Genomic DNA, 17,144 nt, shown 5'->3' on the forward strand with positions numbered 1-17,144 from the left:
TTTCGCCTGGAGAAAACCATGGCAAGACAAGAAATTATTCTCGGTACGCCGCCTACAGGTCTCGGTGGCGACACGCCCCGCGTGGCGAGCTCAAAGATAAATGCGATGACCTTGGAGCTCTATCAAGGGGTCGGTACGCCTGCTGCGCCGCTGCCATTGGAGCGTGGTGGCACCGGCGGGAAGACGCAGACAGCCGCTCAGGCAGCCTTGGGGCTGGTTCCCGTTTCTTCCACCTCCGACATGACCGCCAATCGTCTAGTGGTTCCCGGATGGCAGGGGTATGGTGGCCCTCAACGATTAATAAGCCCCCTGGACTTTAATGTCCCCCCGACAATCTCTATGAACTTCATTGGTCAAGCCACTTCCAATGGTCCAGAGGCCGGGGATTTCTACGTCGAACTGAAGTACCTAAATAGCCTTAACTACGAGATGGTTGCTACCAGCATTACTAGTGGTCAAACCTATCGCCAGAAGATGACGGGGGTTCTGGGGGGCTGGCGTAGAGTGTATGACTCTGTAAATGTACTTCTTGATCCGTCCAGCGGCGGCTTAATGTCGTCTACGGTGGTTAATGGATACATTGTTACCAAGTACGCTAGCGGACAGATATGCTTATCAGGGAATATCCCCCAAACGGGTACGGCCCCCGCAAGCTCACGGTATATTTTTGATGTAACCATACCTAGCGTGATTAGTCAGGCGTATGTAGCTGTAGCAACTGTCTCTCTTTATCCAACTATTAGTTTTGATGTTGGCGGGGCCAGCGCGCTATTCACGACCGGAACAAATGTAAAGGTGTTCGTAAGTAACGGTGCCTCGGCGCAGGCATTTATCGGCACGCTTATGGTGTGGGGGCGCTGGAAATGAAAATTAAACTTTGGGCTGATCTTGTTGATTGGCCACTTGAAGCATCTATTGAGGGTGATGTTCTCACTATAAATGGAGAAGAAATTGACTTCTCCGGCATCCCTGAGGGTTATCGACTTCCTGGCAGTGCAGTTGGTAATAAGTTCTTCGTTGAAACTGAATACGTTGAGCGCAAGGACAACGCCTTGTACTTCACCCTTCGACTGCCCGTCGATTGGAACAGTCCCGAGGAATACCGCAATCCAGTAGAGCCAATCGTAATCGATGCGCGCAGCGGTCCGGTAAAGTTCCCCGATACCTCGCCACCCGCGCCGCCCGTGATTGAACTGCCAGAAATTCAGGAGGAACCCGAAAATGGTGGATTTGAGCCAGCTTGAACCGATCAAGACGGCGCAGGATCTTGCGGACGAGGTCAGCCTCGACCAGGCCCGCGCATACCTGGATGAGACCAACTGGCATGCCTTCGCCCTGCTTGAGGATGGCACGCCCATCCCGGACGACATCAAAGAGTCACGCACAGCCGCCCGCGCAACCATCAACCGGTTGAGTGCCGCACCAGCGTCTTGAGTTTCTGCCGAACACCGCCACCCGCCATGAGCGGGTATTTTTTGTCTGGAGAAAAACCATGCCGATTACCGAGCAGCAGTTGCTGCAGATCTTCCCGAACGCCGGCCGCCAAGCCGGCGTTTTTGTTCCAGTCCTGAACGCGGCCATGAACCGTTACGGCATTGTCGGCACGTCACACTCCGGCGCATTCATCGCCCAGGTCGGGCATGAGTCGGGCTAGGTAAACCTTTAAGCCCGGCGCCATCCGTAATTAACGACGGAAGCGGAATTTTTGCCAGCCATATTTGAACCTAAAAGTTCCAGTATCTCCTCGTAGAACGTAGAGGCTTACCCTGTAAAAAGCAGTAAACCGAGAAAATCCAAGGCGTCTGATTTTTTTATAGACCCAAACCCATCCGTGGTGATTGGTAGTTTTGGCGGGTCTCAACACGATTAACGCGTTCCTTCTGCTATGCGTAATTTGGCGCAGATGATAGCGATGTGCCCCATCTAGAAGCTGTCAAATAATAACGTTGTGGGAACTCGTTATCGCAATAGCTGTATTGCCAATATTCCCCTTGGTGCTGCACCGCGCACCCAAGTTTACGAAGCTGGTTTTCACCTCTAATCCCCGCCGTTGTGCGGGTTTTTTTTCGCATGGAGAAAAGTATGACCGTAACCGAAAAAGACCGGGATATCTTGGCGCGCACCCTTTGGGGTGAGGCCCGTGGCGAAGGTATGGACGGACAGATCGCCGTGGCCTGGACCATCCGTAACCGAGTGTTCGACGGCAAGGACAAGTCGTGGTGGGGGGAGGGTTATGCAGGCGTGTGCCTGAAGCCCTGGCAGTTCAGTTGCTGGAATCATAACGACCCGAACTATGCATACTTGAGTGGGGCCAAGGCGATCCCGGCCGCGCAGTTTGCCCAGGCCCAGCGCGCGGCTGACCAGGTGATCACCGCCGCCGTGGCCGACCCTACCGGCGGCGCCACGCATTACTACGCGACCACCATGCCCAAGGCTCCGGCCTGGGCGGCGAAGGCCAAGCAGACCCTGCGCCTCGGGCATCACGTCTTCTTCAAGGATGTGCCGTGATGGCGGCCGGGCAGATCCTGGCCGCGATCCTGCTGGCGATGGTCATCAGCGCTGCCGGCACCTGGCAGGTGCAGGACTGGCGGATGGGCGAGAAGCTCGCCGAGCAGGCCGGCCTGCACAAGGCTGACCTGGCGGCGATTACCAATGCCGCCGCCGCCCAAGCACGCGCCGAGCAGGACAAGCACCTGGCCCTGGAGCAGCAGCTCGCCGGCCAGGACCAACAACACACCAGGGAGTTATCCGATGCCCAACGCAACCAGGCTCTTCTGCGCGATCGCCTTGCCACTTCTGATGTCCGGCTGTCAGTCCTTCTCGACGTCGCGGATTCAGCCAGTGGCTGCAACGTGCCTGCCACCCCCGGCGCCGTCGGCGTGGTTCATGGAGCCGCGCGAGCCCAACTTGACCCAGCGCATGCTCAACGAATTCTCGCCATCACCGGTGACGGGGACCAAGGACTGATCGCGCTGAGGGCGTGCCAGGCATATGTGAGAGCTATTGCCCGCTGACCTACATTTGCGGCCGCAAAAATTAACGTGACACCCAATGAACACCTACCTTGCAAAGGATTGCAAAAATGACAAACCCAATCGTTCCATGGATGGGCGGCAAGCGCCGCCTCTCGAAACGCCTTCTGGAGCTGTTTCCTGAACACGAGTGCTACGTCGAGGTGTTCGCCGGCGGTGGCGCCTTGTACTTCAAGCGCGAGCAGCCTGCGAGGGTCGAGGTGCTGAACGATCTGAATGGGGAGCTGGTTAACCTGTATCGCGTGGTCCAGCACCACCTCGAGGAGTTTGTGCGCCAGTTCAAGTGGGCACTCAGCTCTCGGCAAATCTTTGAATGGCAGAAGATGGCGGTGCCGGAAACCTTGACGGACATCCAGAGGGCGGCACGGTTCTTCTATCTCCAGCACCACGCCTTCGGCGCCAAGGCCACGGGGCAGACGTTCGGCACTGCGACCACTGGCCGGCCTATCAACCTGCTGCGGATCGAGGAAAACCTGTCAGCGGCCTGGCAGCGCCTTTCCGGTACCTATGTTGAAAATCTGCCGTGGTTGAAGTGCGCAGAGAAATACGATCGGCCCCACAGCTTCCACTATATGGACCCACCTTACTGGCAGACGGCTGGGTATGGTGGCCAGTTTGGTTTCGAGGAGTACGAGCGAATGGCTGAGTTCATGCGGACCTGCCAGGGCAAGGTGATGGTCAGCATCAACGATCACCCAGATATCCGGCGGGTGTTCGATGGTTTCCGCTTGGAAACGATGGATATTCGTTACAGCACCGCCAATCCCCGGAAAGGGAAGGCGGCGGTGACTGGTGAGCTAGCAGTCATGAACTGGTAGTAGTAGCTGTCAGCGCTTTGGCATATCTGGCCGCAGTTGTCTGCGGCCAGTTTGCTGTCTTAAAATGAAAAAATCAGACTAGTGGGAGCCTCACCGCTATCGGTGATAGCTGGGGACTGCGAAGGAACCCAGCCTTTTCGTAGAGACCCACAAGCTGCTCATTCAGCGGGTGCACTACCAGTGCCGTTGAAGCGATCGCTTCAGATGCTGCGAGTGATCGCAACACGGCATATTGAATGAGGCCCAGCGATAAGCCCTGGCATATTACGTCATGCAGCCTTTAAGCCTGGATCACTTTCTGAAGTGACGCGCAGCAGAGAGACGATATGGCTTTGGGAATCATTTTTGACTTACCTATCGCACTTGAAATCTCAGTGAGCACGTCATTACTGACCATGCCTAAAATCCATGCTGGGTTTTTGCATAATTGATCCAGCACCTCGGACTTGGTGTATTTCCTAATCCTGGAGCAGTCAATGTGTGAGTCCCAGTTCATGAACAGATGATTGGCTTGATCAATCGGAACCTGACAATGCGCCATATGGGCACGGCTGGCAATAAACGCAGAGATTTGGCTGTTGATGACGCACGTGAAGGTGCTATCAGTGGCATCGAGAATGACGAAGCGCTTCTCATGAAGCTCTCCATCGTCCATCTGAGCCTCGAATTTAACTACCATCCCTGGCTGAAGCTGCCGTTCGATTTGCGTCCTTGCGAAGTCCGCAGGAAAGAAATTCCCTAGTGACATCCTGCTTCCTGTAAATTCAGGTGCTCTCTAATTTCGCCAGCATTTTTAAGGGTGCCAACGATATCTTGGGTAAACATGCATTTGTTCACTCGTGCCCGACCCTTGTCCCAAGCGTCGTCATGACTGATGTCCGTGCGTTTTTTGAAGTCCATATTTCCATATTCGGAAATAGCCTCATCAAGACACTCAATCTGGGCTTCTGACAGCATCGTGAGGTCGGGCTTACCCAATACAACAACATCAGCACCGTTCACCTGAAGATGGCCCGTCGTTGCCTCAACAAACGATGCTGGGATGAAGCGTGTACGCTCACCGCGAGCGGCCTTGATAAGATCGTAGGTCTTGGTACCTACAGGGCCAAACTCCATAGCAATATAGCTATCACCGCTTGGCATGAAGCCGTAGCGGGACAGATGGAGCTTGTCGGCGAAGTATTGAATTTTCAGCACTTCGTGGATTGTGGGGTTTTTCAGCCGCGTTGATACATACAGCATCACGTCCACGGCTACCTCAGGGGAGAATATTTCTTGCATGATCGCTCCTCCTTAAAGTGAGCAATTTAGAGTCCTTTCTACTACGGAATAGGATGCGAATCGCAATCCTATACCTGTATATCTGTACAGTAAATAGGGTCCGATCTGTACCCCTTACCGATAGGGAGGGGAACAAAAACCTCGCCTTACGTTGCGATTTCATGGAGCTGTCAGCTTCTTCCTGAGCTGAGCAAATCATGTGCGCCTCTGAATTTGCTGGCTGTACAACCGCATAGACGCAGTTATCCACAGACTTATGCACATTTGGACGGCGATTATCGTTATGTAGTCACATAAGTCAATCGAAATCCCGCGCTACATTTTGCGAAACTCAAAAACGTGGCGCGCTCCTTATCGAGTGTATGCGACTTGCAGTCGTTCCGTTCAAATGATGGATGGAAGCATTACGCCATGCACAATGTAGGAGAATGCTTACAAGGTGAGGCCGAGAACATCAAGGATTGGTCGCGCTGCGGGCTTGCCAGGCGTATGGCAGGGCTGTCAACCCGGGTTGGAGTCAATGACGCGCTGCACTTCAAGCCGCTTTGCTCTGAGCACCAGAACAGGTTCGAAGCGTGCTTCATAGATATGCTTTTGCTTGGGGGACATAGAATCGAAACCCTGCTCAATTACCTGCCTCGCTACCCCAGCCTCATCTGAAGATGGGTCAATCAGCCCCTCATTGATCAGATCGTCATACGCCAGACGCAAGTCCTCGTTACCGTGATCATTGAACCCCATTTTGCACCTCGATCGATTTGATTTATCTGTCTAAAACTACCTCAACCTAGCACGCATTCATTGGGTGTAAAGGGCGCCAAATGAGACTAGAGTTTTAGACAGGAGATCTCTGTAGGTCACGTATTTAGTGGCTTGTGGCCTTCTCCAGCCCATACTGCTGCATCATTGGGGTGTGGCTGGACAGATCGGAAGTGTTTTTACTCATCAGATAATTAGCGAATTCGTTAAAAGGAGTGGGGCAAAGGGGGCGCTTGGCCCAGCTGATTTTGCGATGGCGGCAAGGTTAACACGCGAGGTCGACCGTTCGCAGGCCCGCTCAAAAGTCACGGAAAATGCATAAAAATGCATAGTCAATGCAAATTAGCATTTGCCAAGCCTGAAATCTGTCGTCACTATCCGCTTTATGCAAAAACGCAACGTTTCTATCGTCTTAAGAGAGCTGCTGGACCGCGACCGGATCTCCCCCACGGAGCTTCACCGGCGTACCGGCGTGCCTCAATCCACGCTGTCCCGGATCCTCAGCGGCAAGATCGTTGACCCCTCGGACAAGCACATCTCCCGCATCGCCGAGTACTTCCGCGTCAGCACCGACCAACTGCGCGGGCGCGCGGCGGTGGGCGTTTCGCGGGATGACGGGCGCGACCCGATGCATTCGGAACTCAAGGACATAAGCCTGTGGGATGACGACACCCCCGTGAATGACGACGAGGTGTCGATCCCCTTTTTGCGTGAGGTTGAATTGGCTGCTGGATCAGGAAGATTCGTCATCGAGGAAAGCGAAAAGGCCAGTCTGCGGTTCGGCAAGCGCAGCCTGCGGCATAACGGCGTGCAGTTCGACCAGGCCAAGTGCGTGACGGTGCGCGGCAACAGCATGTTGCCGGTGCTGCGTGATGGCGCGACGGTGGGGGTGAATGCGGGCAAGAGCGCGATTGGCGACATCGTCGATGGCGACTTGTACGCCATCAATCACAATGGCCAGTTGCGGGTCAAACAGCTCTATCGCCTGCCTTCCGGGATTCGCCTGCGCAGTTTCAACCGCGATGAGCACCCGGACGAGGACTACAGCTTCCAGGACATCCAGGATGAACAGATCAGCATCCTCGGTCACGTCTTCTGGTGGGGCATGTACGCCCGTTAACCTTCTCGCGTAAGACAAAGCCCGCCAATGAGCGGGCTTTTTTTCGTCCGTTGAAAGACATCAAACCCTTTGCTAGCAAGGCTCTAAATGCATCAGTGCATTTTCATGCTGAAAATAAATGCACTTGTGCATTGACTGTATATGCATACATGCATATTCTTTGTCTCAAGCCGGCCAACAAGGTCCGGTGGAGGCGGCAAGGATGCTGCCAAGGAAGACAAGGAAGGCACGCAACATCGGCACGGACGCCATCGAAGCGATGGCAGGGATGCCAAGCAACACCGGCAAGGATGCCGACGCTCTTTAGTTTCACCGTTTTACAAGAACAGGCAGCGATGAACCGGCCTTAACGGTTCAGAGGGTTGGCAACTGACCCGGGTGTGCAGCGTAAAGCACCAGAAGCAGTTATCCGGCAGACAGGGATCGTGGTCGGAAAAACATCGAGGAAAGATCCGTACCGCGCCAGTAGCGCCGAAAGATTGAGGACCGCATTACTGAAAAGCCCGGGCAACCGGGCTTTTTGGAATGCCTACCTATAAATGGATTTACCCAAACACCGGCATTCTGCCGGCATTGCTCTGCCAGGAGGCGTGACATGACAAACGAGCAGCAAGCGTTAGCGGAAATGCCTATCTGGCTGGTGATCGTACTGGCGCTGATCGGCGGAGTTTCCGGCGAAATGTGGCGCGCCGACAAGGAGGGCGCCCGTGGTTGGTCGCTGATCCGGCGCCTGGCGCTGCGGTCTGGGGCGTGCATGGTCTGCGGGGTCTCGGCGTTGATGCTGTTGTACGCCGCCGGGATGTCGATCTGGACCGCCGGCGCCCTCGGTTGCCTGACAGCCATGGCCGGTGCGGACGTCGCCATCGGCCTATATGAACGTTGGGCGGCCAAGCGCATTGGCGTAAACGAGGCCCCGCCCTCCCGCCCGGATCAGCAGTAACCGCTGCAAGGACGCGACTCATGACATTTATCGAAAAACCTTCCCAACTGCCCATCGCAATTGGTGAAGCGCTCAAGGGCGCCTTCCCACAATTGCGCGTGGGCAATCACCAGGACTTCCAGGGCGCCGGGGATAAAACCGGCGTGCTGATTACCGTGGAACGCAACGGCCCCGGCGTTCGATCCCTTGAAGGGCGTAAGGCCCATGCACTGTCGGTGTCACTCATGGCCAGTGTTGCCAGTGGTTCGGCGCCTTACGACGCCTGCGACCTGGCCAGCCAATTGATGGATTTGGCCCTCGATAATCGCTGGGGCCTGCCGGCGGATCAGTGCGACCTACCAACCGCCATCGTCGCGGCACCGACCCTACAGGGCAGTGCCGAAACGGATTACGACACCTGGACAGTGTCCTTCACCCAAAACATCTACCTCGGCCCGCCATTACTCGAAGATCCCACTGGAAAACCTCTGTTTGCCTGCACGTGGGAAGTTTCGAGTATCGACGATCCTGACCAATACCGACCCTTGCAGGAGTAGTCCATGTTCGATGCGCTGTTACGCATGCAACTGGGACCGATCGTCGAGCGCCTGGCGGAAATGGAGGCCCAGCTCGAAGATCTGTACCGCCGTGCTGAAGGCTACTGTCGGATCGGCATCTGCCAGCAGGTCGACGCCGCCAGCAATACCTGCACCGTCAGCCACGGTGATTTGCTCACTCCAGCGATTCGTTTTTTCAACCCCAGTGCGGGGGCGCAGACTGAAACGCGGATTCCGTCAGTGGGCGAACAATGCTTGCTGCTCAACTATGGCGGCGGGGAAGGCGCTGCGCAGTCGGTGGCGCTTTTCGGGCTCAACAGTAGTCTGTTTCCGCCGGTCTCCAGCGTTGCGTCGGTGACCCGGCGCCGCCATCAGGACGGCACACAAAGTGACTATGACGACGCCAGCCACACGTTCAACTGGACGAACGGACCAACCGTCTTCAGCGGCTCCCGCGAACAGATCGAAGCGAAGATCGGCGCCGCCACGCTGCGGCTGACCGCCAACCACATCACCTTGCAACTCGGCGCCGTCGGCCTGCTATTGGATGCTGGCGGCGTGCATTTGAGCGGCCCGCTGGTGGATCACCAGGGCCGCGTGATCAGCACCGCATAAGGATTTGCCATGATCGGAATCGATAGGAACACCGGGGCAGCCGTCGATGACTGGCTGCAATTCGTGCAGCGCGCCACCCGAGCGCTGACCACCCCCGTGGGCACTCGCCAGAAGCGTCCGTTGTACGGCTCGCTGATCCCCCAACTGCTCGGGCAGAACCTCGGCGACGACCTCTTGATCCTCGCCCAAAGCCACGCCGCCCAAGCGTTCTATAACGTCGAGAACGGCATCGCCGACTTTCAACCCCAAGTCATCGTCGCCACCCGCCAGGGCGCCGGCCTGTTGCTGCGGTTTGCCGGCACCTGGAAAAACCGCCAACAATCCTTCGAGGTCATGACATGAGCATGCTGATCCCTGGCCAGAACCAACTGGCGGAGCCGGCGATCATTACCGTCGACGCGTTCGAGCCGTTGCTGGCGGAGTTCAAGGCGTTTGTCATCGACTACGTCGCCACCCGTGCGCCGCAAAGCGCCGCCAAACTCAAGGTCAGCCTCGACAACGAAAGCGAACTGCTGACCCTGGCCCTGGAAGCGTTTTGCGTGCGCCTGCAAACCCACGAACGCAAGTACAACGCGCGCATCAAGCAGATGCTTGCGTGGTGGGCCACCGGCAGTAACCTCGACGCACGCCTGGCCGATATGGGGCTGGAGCGCCAGGTGCTGGACCCCGGTGACCCGGCGGCCTTCCCGCCGGTGCCGCCGACATTGGAAAGCGACGACGACGCACGGCTGCGCTATTACTTGGCGCCCCACGCGCCGGCGGCGGGTTCGCGCATGCAGTATCGCCGCGAGGTGTTCACCCTCGGCGAACGACCGGCGGTGAACGTGCAAAGCGCGACACCGGGTGTCGTCACGGTCACCTATACCTTCGACCCGGATGGCTATGCGGCGCAGGTCAAGGATGGCAACGGCCGACGCACCGCCCCCGGTGAGGTGAGGGTGACGGTGCTGTCCAGGGACGGTGATGGAACCCCTTCTGCCGATTTGCTTGACGGCGTGCGCAGACATTTCGCACGGCCCGATGTACGGCCGGAAACGGATCTCGTCACGGTCCAAAGTGCGCAGATCCAACGCTACAAGATTCGCGTCGTGGCCAAGATCAACGCCGGCCCGGATTCGGGCCTGACCCAAGTGGCCGCGCAGCAGTTGCTGCAAACCTACGCCGAGTCCTGCCACCGCCTGGAAGGGCGAGTGGACCCGAGCTGGATCGACTACGCCATCCACAGTGCCGGAGCGGCGCAACTGCAAATCCTTGAACCGCTGGCGCCGATTGTCTGCTCGGCGTTCCAGGCACCGTATTGCACGGGCGTCGAGGTGGAGGTGCGCACGCTATGAGTGAATCCAAATCGAGTTTGTTGCCCGCCAATAGCTCGCCGTTGGAAAAGGCGTTGGACCTGGCGTTTGGCCACTTGCTGGAACGGGTCATGCCGCCGTTTCCGGCATTGATGAACCCGCTGCAAACACCCTCCGAATTCCTTCCCTACCTGGCCGCCGATCGGGGCGTCAGCGAATGGGACGCGGATGCCAGCGAGGCGGAAAAGCGTCTCACCGTGGGCTTGTCCTGGCAGATCCAGCGCCAGGCGGGCACGCCCAAGGCCTTGAGTTATGCGGTGGAGTCGCTGGGTTTCAGCCCCAACATCAGCGCCTGGTATCAACAGCGGCCGCTGGGCGTGCCTTACACCTTCGATGTGCAGGCGATCATCGGGCGCAGTTGGTCCAGCGGCGACCATAACCGCTTGATCCGCCGTATCAACGCCGCGAAGAGCGAGCGCGACCAGGCGACGATTACCGTGGTTCACCAGACGCAAGCACGCCTTGGCCTGACCGCGATTGTCCACGCCCCGTTTAACGACAGCGAGTTCAGCCTGCAGGGCGTATTACCCGAACTTGCCTTGGGCGCTCGACTTAACAGTGCCGGCGTTGCCCGGCACTACACCATTAACGACTACGACCTCAGGGCGCAGCCATGACAGATGACATTACGCGCCTGGTGCGCTTCACCTCCAAAGGTTTGGATGAAGTGCTGCAGGCAAAGAACCAGGGCTTGAAAGGCGAAATCACCCACATCGGCGCCGGCACCGGCCGCTACAACCCTGACGGCACGGAAGTGGCCTTGCGTGACGAGCGCCAGCGGGTCGCCATTGTGGATTACGAGGATTTGGGCGAGCGCCAACTCAGGATGGCCGCGCTGTTCGATGGCGAAGGCGAGTATGAGATTGGTGAGTTTGGTTTTTACCTCGCCAGTGGGACGCTGTTGGCGGTGTATTCCGTTGCAGGGAAGTTGCTGACGTATAAAGCGGCGGCGGCTCGGGTGCTGCAGAAGTTTACGTTGGATGTTTCGCCGTTGCCGGCGGAGAGCGTGACGGTGGTGGTGGGGGCTGAAAACCTTAATATCTTGCTGACGGAAGAGCTGGCTTCGCTCTCGGCTGCGAGCATTGACAATATGACACGGGGTATTGGAGTCATTTTTCGAGTTATGGCATTGGAAATGAGGACGAAATAGATAACTAATTGATTGATTTAGTGAGCAAGAAACAACTTATTGGTTTGATTAAGAACCTTCAAGGATGACCAGTGGAATAAGGAGTTTACACTTTGAGTACTGAACAGCAATTGGCAGCCGTTGTCAGCGCGGCAAATAATTTAACCACTATGGTGTCGGGTAAGGTGGGCGAGATTGATAGCGCCCTTGCAGAAGCTCGGAAAAAATATGAAGAGCAACTTTTGAGTTTGAATCGCCTCATACCGAGAATGGCGATTACGAAAAACTTCCATATGGCACCTGATGCAACAGGTAAACTGATTGACGGTTGGTATGTTCATACTCAAGTTACGGCGACAAAGGTACGGACAATTACACAAGCGTCTCAGTCGGCGGGACGCCCTCAGGAAGACGTCGATTTTATGAGGAAGGTTCAGGCCGATGTGAGCGAAAAGTTTCCTGGGTTCGACATCTGGTCAGCCGAATATTGGCGAAATCCGATTCATGTCTGGCAAATGAAATGGTCTGAGGATAGTGTCAGTCCTTGGCTCGCCTTCCCGTGTGCTATCGATATGGATCGATTGAGTGGGACAACGCCTGTACCACTCAATACGTATATGACGATTGGCGCTTTTGTTCGTGTGGTGGAGGGTTCCGTTAATGGCACTTGGACTACTGGAAATGAAAAGGGTAAGTGGCGCTGGTGTTCTATGGTCGTAACGCCGACCGGGCTCTTTTCTCACTATATGCATATTCATCCGATGCGCACATCTAGTTCCGGATTGGTCGAAGTCATGCTTGCTGGCGCCTGTACAGGTGTTGTCACTCACCCAGTCGACTGGGGAACTATGTTGGCTTTGGGTTAAGGAGAGAATTAATGAAACCTGAGTTTGCACTTGCTGAGATTCATCCGCTGATTAAATGGACACTAATCCGTAAAGCTCGTGATGTTGATCTGGCTGCTAGCGATTACGCTGCAATGCCCGACTACCCAATGACGGACAAAGATCGCCCGGCCTTCGTGGCCTATCGTCAGGGGTTGCGTGATATCCCAGATCAAGGCACTGATCCTGACGCAATTGTATGGCCTGAAAAACCGACCTTCCTGAAGTAACACACAACCGCGAAAGCGGTTTTTTTTCGCCCCCCCAAAGCCCCTCCCGCAGGGGCTTTGGCGTTCTACACCCGGAGATTTTCCCACCATGCCTAACCGCCAAACCTACACCGTCCTAATCCCATTCCCCACCGGCGCCGGCCATTGGTCCACCGCCGGCCAGGAACTGGAACTGCTGGACGTCGAAGCATCCGCCCTGCGCACCGCCGGCCGCTTGGAACTGACCAGCGTCCTCGATACCACCCCCAAGAAGGCTGAATAACCATGGCAGAAGTTCTGAACTTCGAGCACAACGGCATCACCGTCAATGCCACCGAATCCCCCGAGGCCATGGGTGGCCTGGGTGACAACGTCATCGGTCTGGTCGGCACCGCGCCGAATGCGCATGCATCGATCCCGAAAAACGCCCCGTTCCGCATCAACAGCTTCACCACCCAGGCGCTGCTGGACCCTAGCGGCAGTGAGTCGGGCACGCTGTTTCAGGCGGTGTACCAGATCCTCAAAGTGGTCAAGGTGCCGGTCTACGTGGTGATCGTGGAGGAGGGCGCGACCCCGGCTGACACGCTCAACAATGTGATCGGCGGTAACGAACCGATTACCGGGCGCAAACTCGGCCTGGCGGCCCTGAGCAGTGTCCCGGAAGACCTGACCATCATCGGCGCCCCAGGCTTCACTGGCACCAAGGCCGTGGCGGGCGAGTTCGCCGCCTTCGGCAAGCGCATCAAGGCCCGCGTGGTGCTGGATGGCAAGGACGCCTCAGTTGCCGATCAGGTGACCTACAGCGGCGAGCTGGGCGGTGCCGATCTTGGCTTCGACCGTTGCCTGCTGGTACACAACATGCCGTCGGTGTACTCCAAGGCGGCGAAGAAGAACGTGTTTCTTTCGCCGTCGTCCCTGGCCATCGCTGCACTGGCCAAGGTCAAGCAGTGGGAAAGCCCGGGTAATCAGGTGACCTTCGCCGAGGACGTTTCTCGCGTGGTCGAGTACAACATCCTCGACACATCCACCGAAGGCGACCTGCTCAATCGCTACGGCGTGAGCTACTACGCTCGCACCATCCTCGGCGGTTTTTCGCTGCTGGGTAACCGCGCCATCACCGGCAAGTTCATCAGCTACGTCGGCCTGGAAGACGCCATCAGCCGCAAGCTGGTCAAGGCCGGGCAGAAGGCCATGGCCAAGAACCTCACCAAGTCCTTCATGGACCAAGAGGTCAAGCGCATCAACGACTGGCTGCAAACCCTGGTCGCTGACGAAACCATCCCCGGTGGCAGCGTGTACCTGCATCCGGAGTTGAACAGTGTCGAGAAGTACAAGAACGGTACCTGGTTCATCGTTATCGACTACGGCCGCTACGCGCCGAACGAACACATGATTTATCAACTCAATGCCCGCGATGAAATCATCGAGCAGTTCCTGGAGGACGTTCTCTAATGTTTACCAACCGAGTCAGACAGGCCATTGCGGCCACCCTCCAAGGCCTGCCGCTGTCCGCGACCGTGGAAGAATTCACCCCGCCGAAGATCGAGTTCGACATGGAGTCCATGTCCGGCGGGCGCTTCATTGCCGAGGAAATGGCCAAGAGCGGCAAAGTGCTCAATGCCAAGCTGATCCTTCAAGGCGCCGGCCCGGAAATCATGCTGGCCCTGGGCGTGCGGATGGGGGACGACATTCTGCTGAACGTGCGTGAAGCCGGCCAGGACCAGGACGGCAAGACCTACTTCACCTACCACACCGTGGGCGGCAAGCTCAAATCCCTGGAGGAGGCAAAGCTGAAGATGGGCGAGAAGGCCACCACCACGCTGGAGCTGTCTTGCCGCACCTATAACCGCCTGGAAAACGGCATCTCGGTGATCGACATCGACGTGCGTACCCAGAAGTTCGTCCTCAACGGCGTCGACATTCTGGGCGACGCCCGCCGTGCGGTGTTGATGCCGTAAACCCTCGGGGGCGGGCGCGCTCGCCCCCCCACTCGACCAAGGAATTGCCCCATGGCCTGGATGCCGCCGCTGCACCTCCTGCTGTCCCCGATCACCGCCGACTCCGGCGCGACGATCCAGCAGGTTCAACTCAAACCGTTGTTCTACGCCGCGCAAAAAGACGCGCTGGCCCGGGCCGGTGATGATGAGGACGACCAGTTTTTCGAACTGGCGAAACTCGCCACCGGCCTGTCGGAAAAAGAGCTCGACCAACTCAAGCGCCCGGACTACGTGAGCATCGCCCAGTACGTACACGAAATGTCGACTCGCCCAGCGTGGTTCTTCCTGGACCCGCTTGACGCGCCGACCTTCGACGAGCCCGTTCAATTGTTGCTGCCCCTGGAGGCCGCCGGCCGCACCTTCAGCGCATTGCCCCTGGAAATGCCCGCCCTGCGCGCCACCAAAGTGATGAAAAAGCTCGCCACTAATAAAGACCGCGCCGAGTTCATCACCGCCCACTGCACCGGCCTGATGATTCCCGACCTGGCTGGCCTGACCGTGCCTGACTGGACGGAGTTGCAGGAGCGCATCGATGATTTTTTAAACAAACCGGCGGACTTCTTTCGGAGCGCGACATCGAAGTGATTCTCGACGTGGTGCCGCTGATTTACTCGGTCAATGAAGCGGAAATCCTCGACTGGGACGCCGGAAAAGCACTGCGCCGCTACGACATCGCGATCAATCGCCTTGGCGTCAAACAGGAGTAGAGCGGGATGCAAGAGACTCAATACGAGATCAGGCTCGCCGAGGAAGACAAGCGCTGGATGACCTTTGCGGCCCTGTCCAACGATGCGACGCTCAACAGGGTGCTGACCCCCCTTCCCGATAGTTTTGTCGGGCCTTCAAGCCTGGATGCCGAACCGCAGCCATCGTCGGAACTCGGCTTGGCGCTGGTCACGGTGAGCCTGGATATCAACGCCTTGACCCTGGAGCAAGTGCGGCTGCGTGAGACGTTGGAAACGCTCAACAGCACGTTATTCATTACCAGCGATTCACTGGTGCTCAGGACGGTCGATACCGCCTCGCAGGCGCAGAACAGTCAGCCCAAAGAGCCGCCGCCGGCAGCCAACTCCTGGGTCGACAAAGGCCTACAGTTCGGGGCCGATGCGGCGAAGACCATTGCCAAGGATGTGGGCTCAAGTTTGTGGGATACGGTCAAGAGCAGGGTCTCGGGCAAGGCCATCGATGCACTGGCGCAAAAATTTCCCAAAGCCGGCAAGTGGCTCAAAGACGACAAAGACAAGGACAAGGACAAGGACTGCTGCTGCCGCGGCGAATCTCTTCGTGGCGCCACCACCCCGAGCATCATCTTGCCGCCTGGCTATGACCGTACTGGCGGGAAAAAGACTTCCGGTAAGAAAACCGGCAAGTCGACGCTGTGGCGGGCGTTGCCCGTCCCCCGTGGCCTTGGCCCGTTAAAGTATGCCGACACGGCCATCAATGTGATCCAGGGCATACGCGATGGCGACGCGAAAACAGTCGCCACCGGCCTGTCTACAGCCGGTGGCGCCTGGGCCGGCGCCTCCGCTGGTGCGGCCATCGGCACCCTGGTTTTCCCGGGCATCGGCACGGCTGTAGGCGGCGCAATCGGCGGCTTGCTCGGCAGTGAGGCGGGCGCTTGGCTCGGGGACAAACTGTTCAGCCCAGGTGACCGCCTGCCCGCACCCAACGCCGTCAGCAAGGAGCTCAACAGCGCGCGCTCGGACAACGTGCAAGTCACCCTTGCCCCCAGCATCCAGATCACCGGCGTTAACCCCGCCGATGCCCAGCAGGTGGTCAACCAAGTGATCCAGGCCCTGCAATTCCAATGCATGCCGATGCTCTCCGACACCCTCGGGCTCCGGCGCAACGCGGCACTGGCCGATCCAGGAGGTGATTGATGCGACAACAGATGGTGTTGGGCGATTTCATTTTTGGACTCGCCCGTGGGTTTGCCTATTCCTCGCTGACCCGTAACAGCGACGGCGGCTGGGCTGACCTGACGATTATCGCGAGCAAATCGCAGTCGCGACAGAACGGCCAGAAACTGGAAAAACTCACCTTCGGCGGCACGGTGATGTACGGCGTGGGGATGCAACGCTTGGACGAGCTGCGCGCCTTGCAAAATCAATGCGTGCCGCTGCCGCTGGTGGATGGTATCGGCCGCAACTGGGGCTTGTGGCGGATCAATTCGGTGATGGAAACCCAAAGCAACGTGATCGATGACGGCACCGCCATGCTCATGACCTGGACCCTTGAACTGGAGGAATTCGTCAATGCGTAGAGTGCGAAGTATTGCCGGTGATTCAGTCAACCTGCTGCTCTACCGCGAACTGGGACGTTGCGATGATGCCGCGGAAGAAACCCTCTGGCGCTTGAACCCCACGCTTGCCGAATACGGCCCGGTGCTACCGGCTGGCGTGTGGGTGATCGTGCCGGAAATGGCGTCGCGGCCGGCTGCGCTGCGCCTCGTTTCGGCCTGGGATTAAGAAG

At 57.6% G+C, this 17,144-nt stretch carries 27 protein-coding genes and 1 pseudogene; 25 read left to right on the forward strand and 3 right to left on the reverse strand.

Annotated features, from left to right (window positions below; all coding sequences use genetic code 11):
* The first annotated feature begins 18 nt into the window (after positions 1–18).
* From P3S72_RS07060 to P3S72_RS07090, 7 genes and pseudogenes are all read left to right on the forward strand, one after another.
* The gene (locus tag P3S72_RS07060) at positions 19–867 is read left to right on the forward strand and encodes a hypothetical protein (RefSeq protein ID WP_276196765.1); all 849 of its coding nucleotides are present in this window, start codon (positions 19–21) and stop codon (positions 865–867) included.
* A complete protein-coding gene (locus tag P3S72_RS07065) occupies positions 864–1,244 on the forward strand; it encodes a hypothetical protein (RefSeq protein ID WP_276196766.1) in 381 nt (126 codons plus the stop codon). Before P3S72_RS07060 ends, P3S72_RS07065 begins: the two co-directional genes overlap by 4 nt.
* The gene (locus P3S72_RS07070) at positions 1,222–1,434 is read left to right on the forward strand and encodes a hypothetical protein (protein ID WP_276196767.1); all 213 of its coding nucleotides are present in this window, start codon (positions 1,222–1,224) and stop codon (positions 1,432–1,434) included. The genes P3S72_RS07065 and P3S72_RS07070 overlap by 23 nt, the downstream gene beginning before the upstream one ends.
* Positions 1,435–1,492: 58 nt before the next feature.
* Positions 1,493–1,651 (forward strand): annotated as a pseudogene (locus tag P3S72_RS07075) (glycoside hydrolase family 19 protein); the annotation flags it as partial.
* 431 nt (positions 1,652–2,082) lie between these two features.
* Positions 2,083–2,508: a cell wall hydrolase gene (locus P3S72_RS07080; protein ID WP_276196768.1), complete on the forward strand. Its 426-nt coding sequence runs from the start codon at positions 2,083–2,085 to the stop codon at positions 2,506–2,508.
* Positions 2,508–3,014, forward strand: coding sequence for a lysis system i-spanin subunit Rz (locus P3S72_RS07085; RefSeq protein WP_276196769.1), 507 nt, complete (start codon positions 2,508–2,510; stop codon positions 3,012–3,014). Before P3S72_RS07080 ends, P3S72_RS07085 begins: the two co-directional genes overlap by 1 nt.
* A 68-nt stretch (positions 3,015–3,082) precedes the next feature.
* A complete protein-coding gene (locus tag P3S72_RS07090; RefSeq protein ID WP_276196770.1) occupies positions 3,083–3,850 on the forward strand; it encodes a DNA adenine methylase in 768 nt (255 codons plus the stop codon).
* Positions 3,851–4,130: 280 nt separating this feature from the next.
* Here P3S72_RS07090 and P3S72_RS07095 read toward each other — a convergent pair whose 3' ends face one another.
* The 3 genes from P3S72_RS07095 to P3S72_RS07105 form a co-directional block, all read right to left on the reverse strand.
* Entirely contained in the window at positions 4,131–4,598 is a 468-nt protein-coding gene (locus P3S72_RS07095) for a hypothetical protein (protein WP_276196771.1), read from the reverse strand.
* Complete coding sequence (locus P3S72_RS07100; protein WP_276196772.1) at positions 4,589–5,131, reverse strand: Panacea domain-containing protein; 543 nt, start codon at positions 5,129–5,131, stop codon at positions 4,589–4,591. Before P3S72_RS07100 ends, P3S72_RS07095 begins: the two co-directional genes overlap by 10 nt.
* 501 nt (positions 5,132–5,632) lie before the next feature.
* Positions 5,633–5,872, reverse strand: coding sequence for a hypothetical protein (locus tag P3S72_RS07105; protein ID WP_276196773.1), 240 nt, complete (start codon positions 5,870–5,872; stop codon positions 5,633–5,635).
* A 403-nt stretch (positions 5,873–6,275) separates the two neighbouring features.
* Between P3S72_RS07105 and P3S72_RS07110 the strand changes: the two genes are divergently transcribed.
* From P3S72_RS07110 to P3S72_RS07195, 18 genes are all read left to right on the forward strand, one after another.
* Positions 6,276–7,010: an XRE family transcriptional regulator gene (locus tag P3S72_RS07110; RefSeq protein WP_078833449.1), complete on the forward strand. Its 735-nt coding sequence runs from the start codon at positions 6,276–6,278 to the stop codon at positions 7,008–7,010.
* A gap of 595 nt (positions 7,011–7,605) precedes the next feature.
* The gene (locus P3S72_RS07115; protein ID WP_247396242.1) at positions 7,606–7,950 is read left to right on the forward strand and encodes a phage holin family protein; all 345 of its coding nucleotides are present in this window, start codon (positions 7,606–7,608) and stop codon (positions 7,948–7,950) included.
* Positions 7,951–7,970: 20 nt separating this feature from the next.
* Entirely contained in the window at positions 7,971–8,486 is a 516-nt protein-coding gene (locus tag P3S72_RS07120; protein WP_276196774.1) for a hypothetical protein, read from the forward strand.
* A 3-nt stretch (positions 8,487–8,489) separates the two neighbouring features.
* Positions 8,490–9,101 carry a phage baseplate assembly protein V gene (locus P3S72_RS07125; RefSeq protein ID WP_276196775.1) on the forward strand — a complete coding sequence of 204 codons (612 nt, stop codon included), beginning with the start codon at positions 8,490–8,492 and terminating at the stop codon, positions 9,099–9,101.
* Between the two features lie 9 nt (positions 9,102–9,110).
* A complete protein-coding gene (locus P3S72_RS07130) occupies positions 9,111–9,443 on the forward strand; it encodes a phage baseplate protein (RefSeq protein ID WP_276196776.1) in 333 nt (110 codons plus the stop codon).
* The gene (locus P3S72_RS07135) at positions 9,440–10,435 is read left to right on the forward strand and encodes a baseplate J/gp47 family protein (RefSeq protein WP_276196777.1); all 996 of its coding nucleotides are present in this window, start codon (positions 9,440–9,442) and stop codon (positions 10,433–10,435) included. Before P3S72_RS07130 ends, P3S72_RS07135 begins: the two co-directional genes overlap by 4 nt.
* A complete protein-coding gene (locus tag P3S72_RS07140) occupies positions 10,432–11,070 on the forward strand; it encodes a phage tail protein I (protein WP_276196778.1) in 639 nt (212 codons plus the stop codon). Before P3S72_RS07135 ends, P3S72_RS07140 begins: the two co-directional genes overlap by 4 nt.
* Positions 11,067–11,603 (forward strand): hypothetical protein, encoded by a 537-nt coding sequence (locus P3S72_RS07145; RefSeq protein WP_276196779.1) that lies wholly within the window; start codon positions 11,067–11,069, stop codon positions 11,601–11,603. The genes P3S72_RS07140 and P3S72_RS07145 overlap by 4 nt, the downstream gene beginning before the upstream one ends.
* 92 nt (positions 11,604–11,695) lie before the next feature.
* Positions 11,696–12,448 (forward strand): hypothetical protein, encoded by a 753-nt coding sequence (locus P3S72_RS07150; RefSeq protein WP_276196780.1) that lies wholly within the window; start codon positions 11,696–11,698, stop codon positions 12,446–12,448.
* 11 nt (positions 12,449–12,459) lie between these two features.
* A complete protein-coding gene (locus tag P3S72_RS07155) occupies positions 12,460–12,696 on the forward strand; it encodes a tail fiber assembly protein (protein ID WP_276196781.1) in 237 nt (78 codons plus the stop codon).
* An 88-nt stretch (positions 12,697–12,784) separates the two neighbouring features.
* Complete coding sequence (locus tag P3S72_RS07160) at positions 12,785–12,958, forward strand: hypothetical protein (protein WP_276196782.1); 174 nt, start codon at positions 12,785–12,787, stop codon at positions 12,956–12,958.
* A gap of 2 nt (positions 12,959–12,960) precedes the next feature.
* Positions 12,961–14,127, forward strand: coding sequence for a phage tail protein (locus P3S72_RS07165; protein WP_276196783.1), 1,167 nt, complete (start codon positions 12,961–12,963; stop codon positions 14,125–14,127).
* Positions 14,127–14,633, forward strand: a complete 507-nt coding sequence (locus P3S72_RS07170; RefSeq protein ID WP_017844651.1) for a phage major tail tube protein — start codon at positions 14,127–14,129, stop codon at positions 14,631–14,633. The genes P3S72_RS07165 and P3S72_RS07170 overlap by 1 nt, the downstream gene beginning before the upstream one ends.
* Positions 14,634–14,684: 51 nt before the next feature.
* On the forward strand, positions 14,685–15,257 hold the full coding sequence (locus tag P3S72_RS07175; protein ID WP_276196784.1) for a phage tail assembly protein: 573 nt from the start codon (positions 14,685–14,687) through the stop codon (positions 15,255–15,257).
* Positions 15,254–15,379 (forward strand): hypothetical protein, encoded by a 126-nt coding sequence (locus P3S72_RS07180; protein ID WP_260473885.1) that lies wholly within the window; start codon positions 15,254–15,256, stop codon positions 15,377–15,379. Before P3S72_RS07175 ends, P3S72_RS07180 begins: the two co-directional genes overlap by 4 nt.
* A 6-nt stretch (positions 15,380–15,385) precedes the next feature.
* Positions 15,386–16,552 carry a hypothetical protein gene (locus P3S72_RS07185; RefSeq protein WP_276196785.1) on the forward strand — a complete coding sequence of 389 codons (1,167 nt, stop codon included), beginning with the start codon at positions 15,386–15,388 and terminating at the stop codon, positions 16,550–16,552.
* A complete protein-coding gene (locus P3S72_RS07190) occupies positions 16,552–16,935 on the forward strand; it encodes a phage tail protein (RefSeq protein WP_276196786.1) in 384 nt (127 codons plus the stop codon). Before P3S72_RS07185 ends, P3S72_RS07190 begins: the two co-directional genes overlap by 1 nt.
* Complete coding sequence (locus P3S72_RS07195; protein ID WP_017844656.1) at positions 16,928–17,140, forward strand: tail protein X; 213 nt, start codon at positions 16,928–16,930, stop codon at positions 17,138–17,140. Before P3S72_RS07190 ends, P3S72_RS07195 begins: the two co-directional genes overlap by 8 nt.
* Positions 17,141–17,144 lie beyond the last annotated feature (4 nt).

Source organism: Pseudomonas sp. D3 (genome assembly GCF_029320995.1).
GTDB classification, from domain to species: Bacteria; Pseudomonadota; Gammaproteobacteria; order Pseudomonadales; family Pseudomonadaceae; genus Aquipseudomonas; species Aquipseudomonas paraveronii.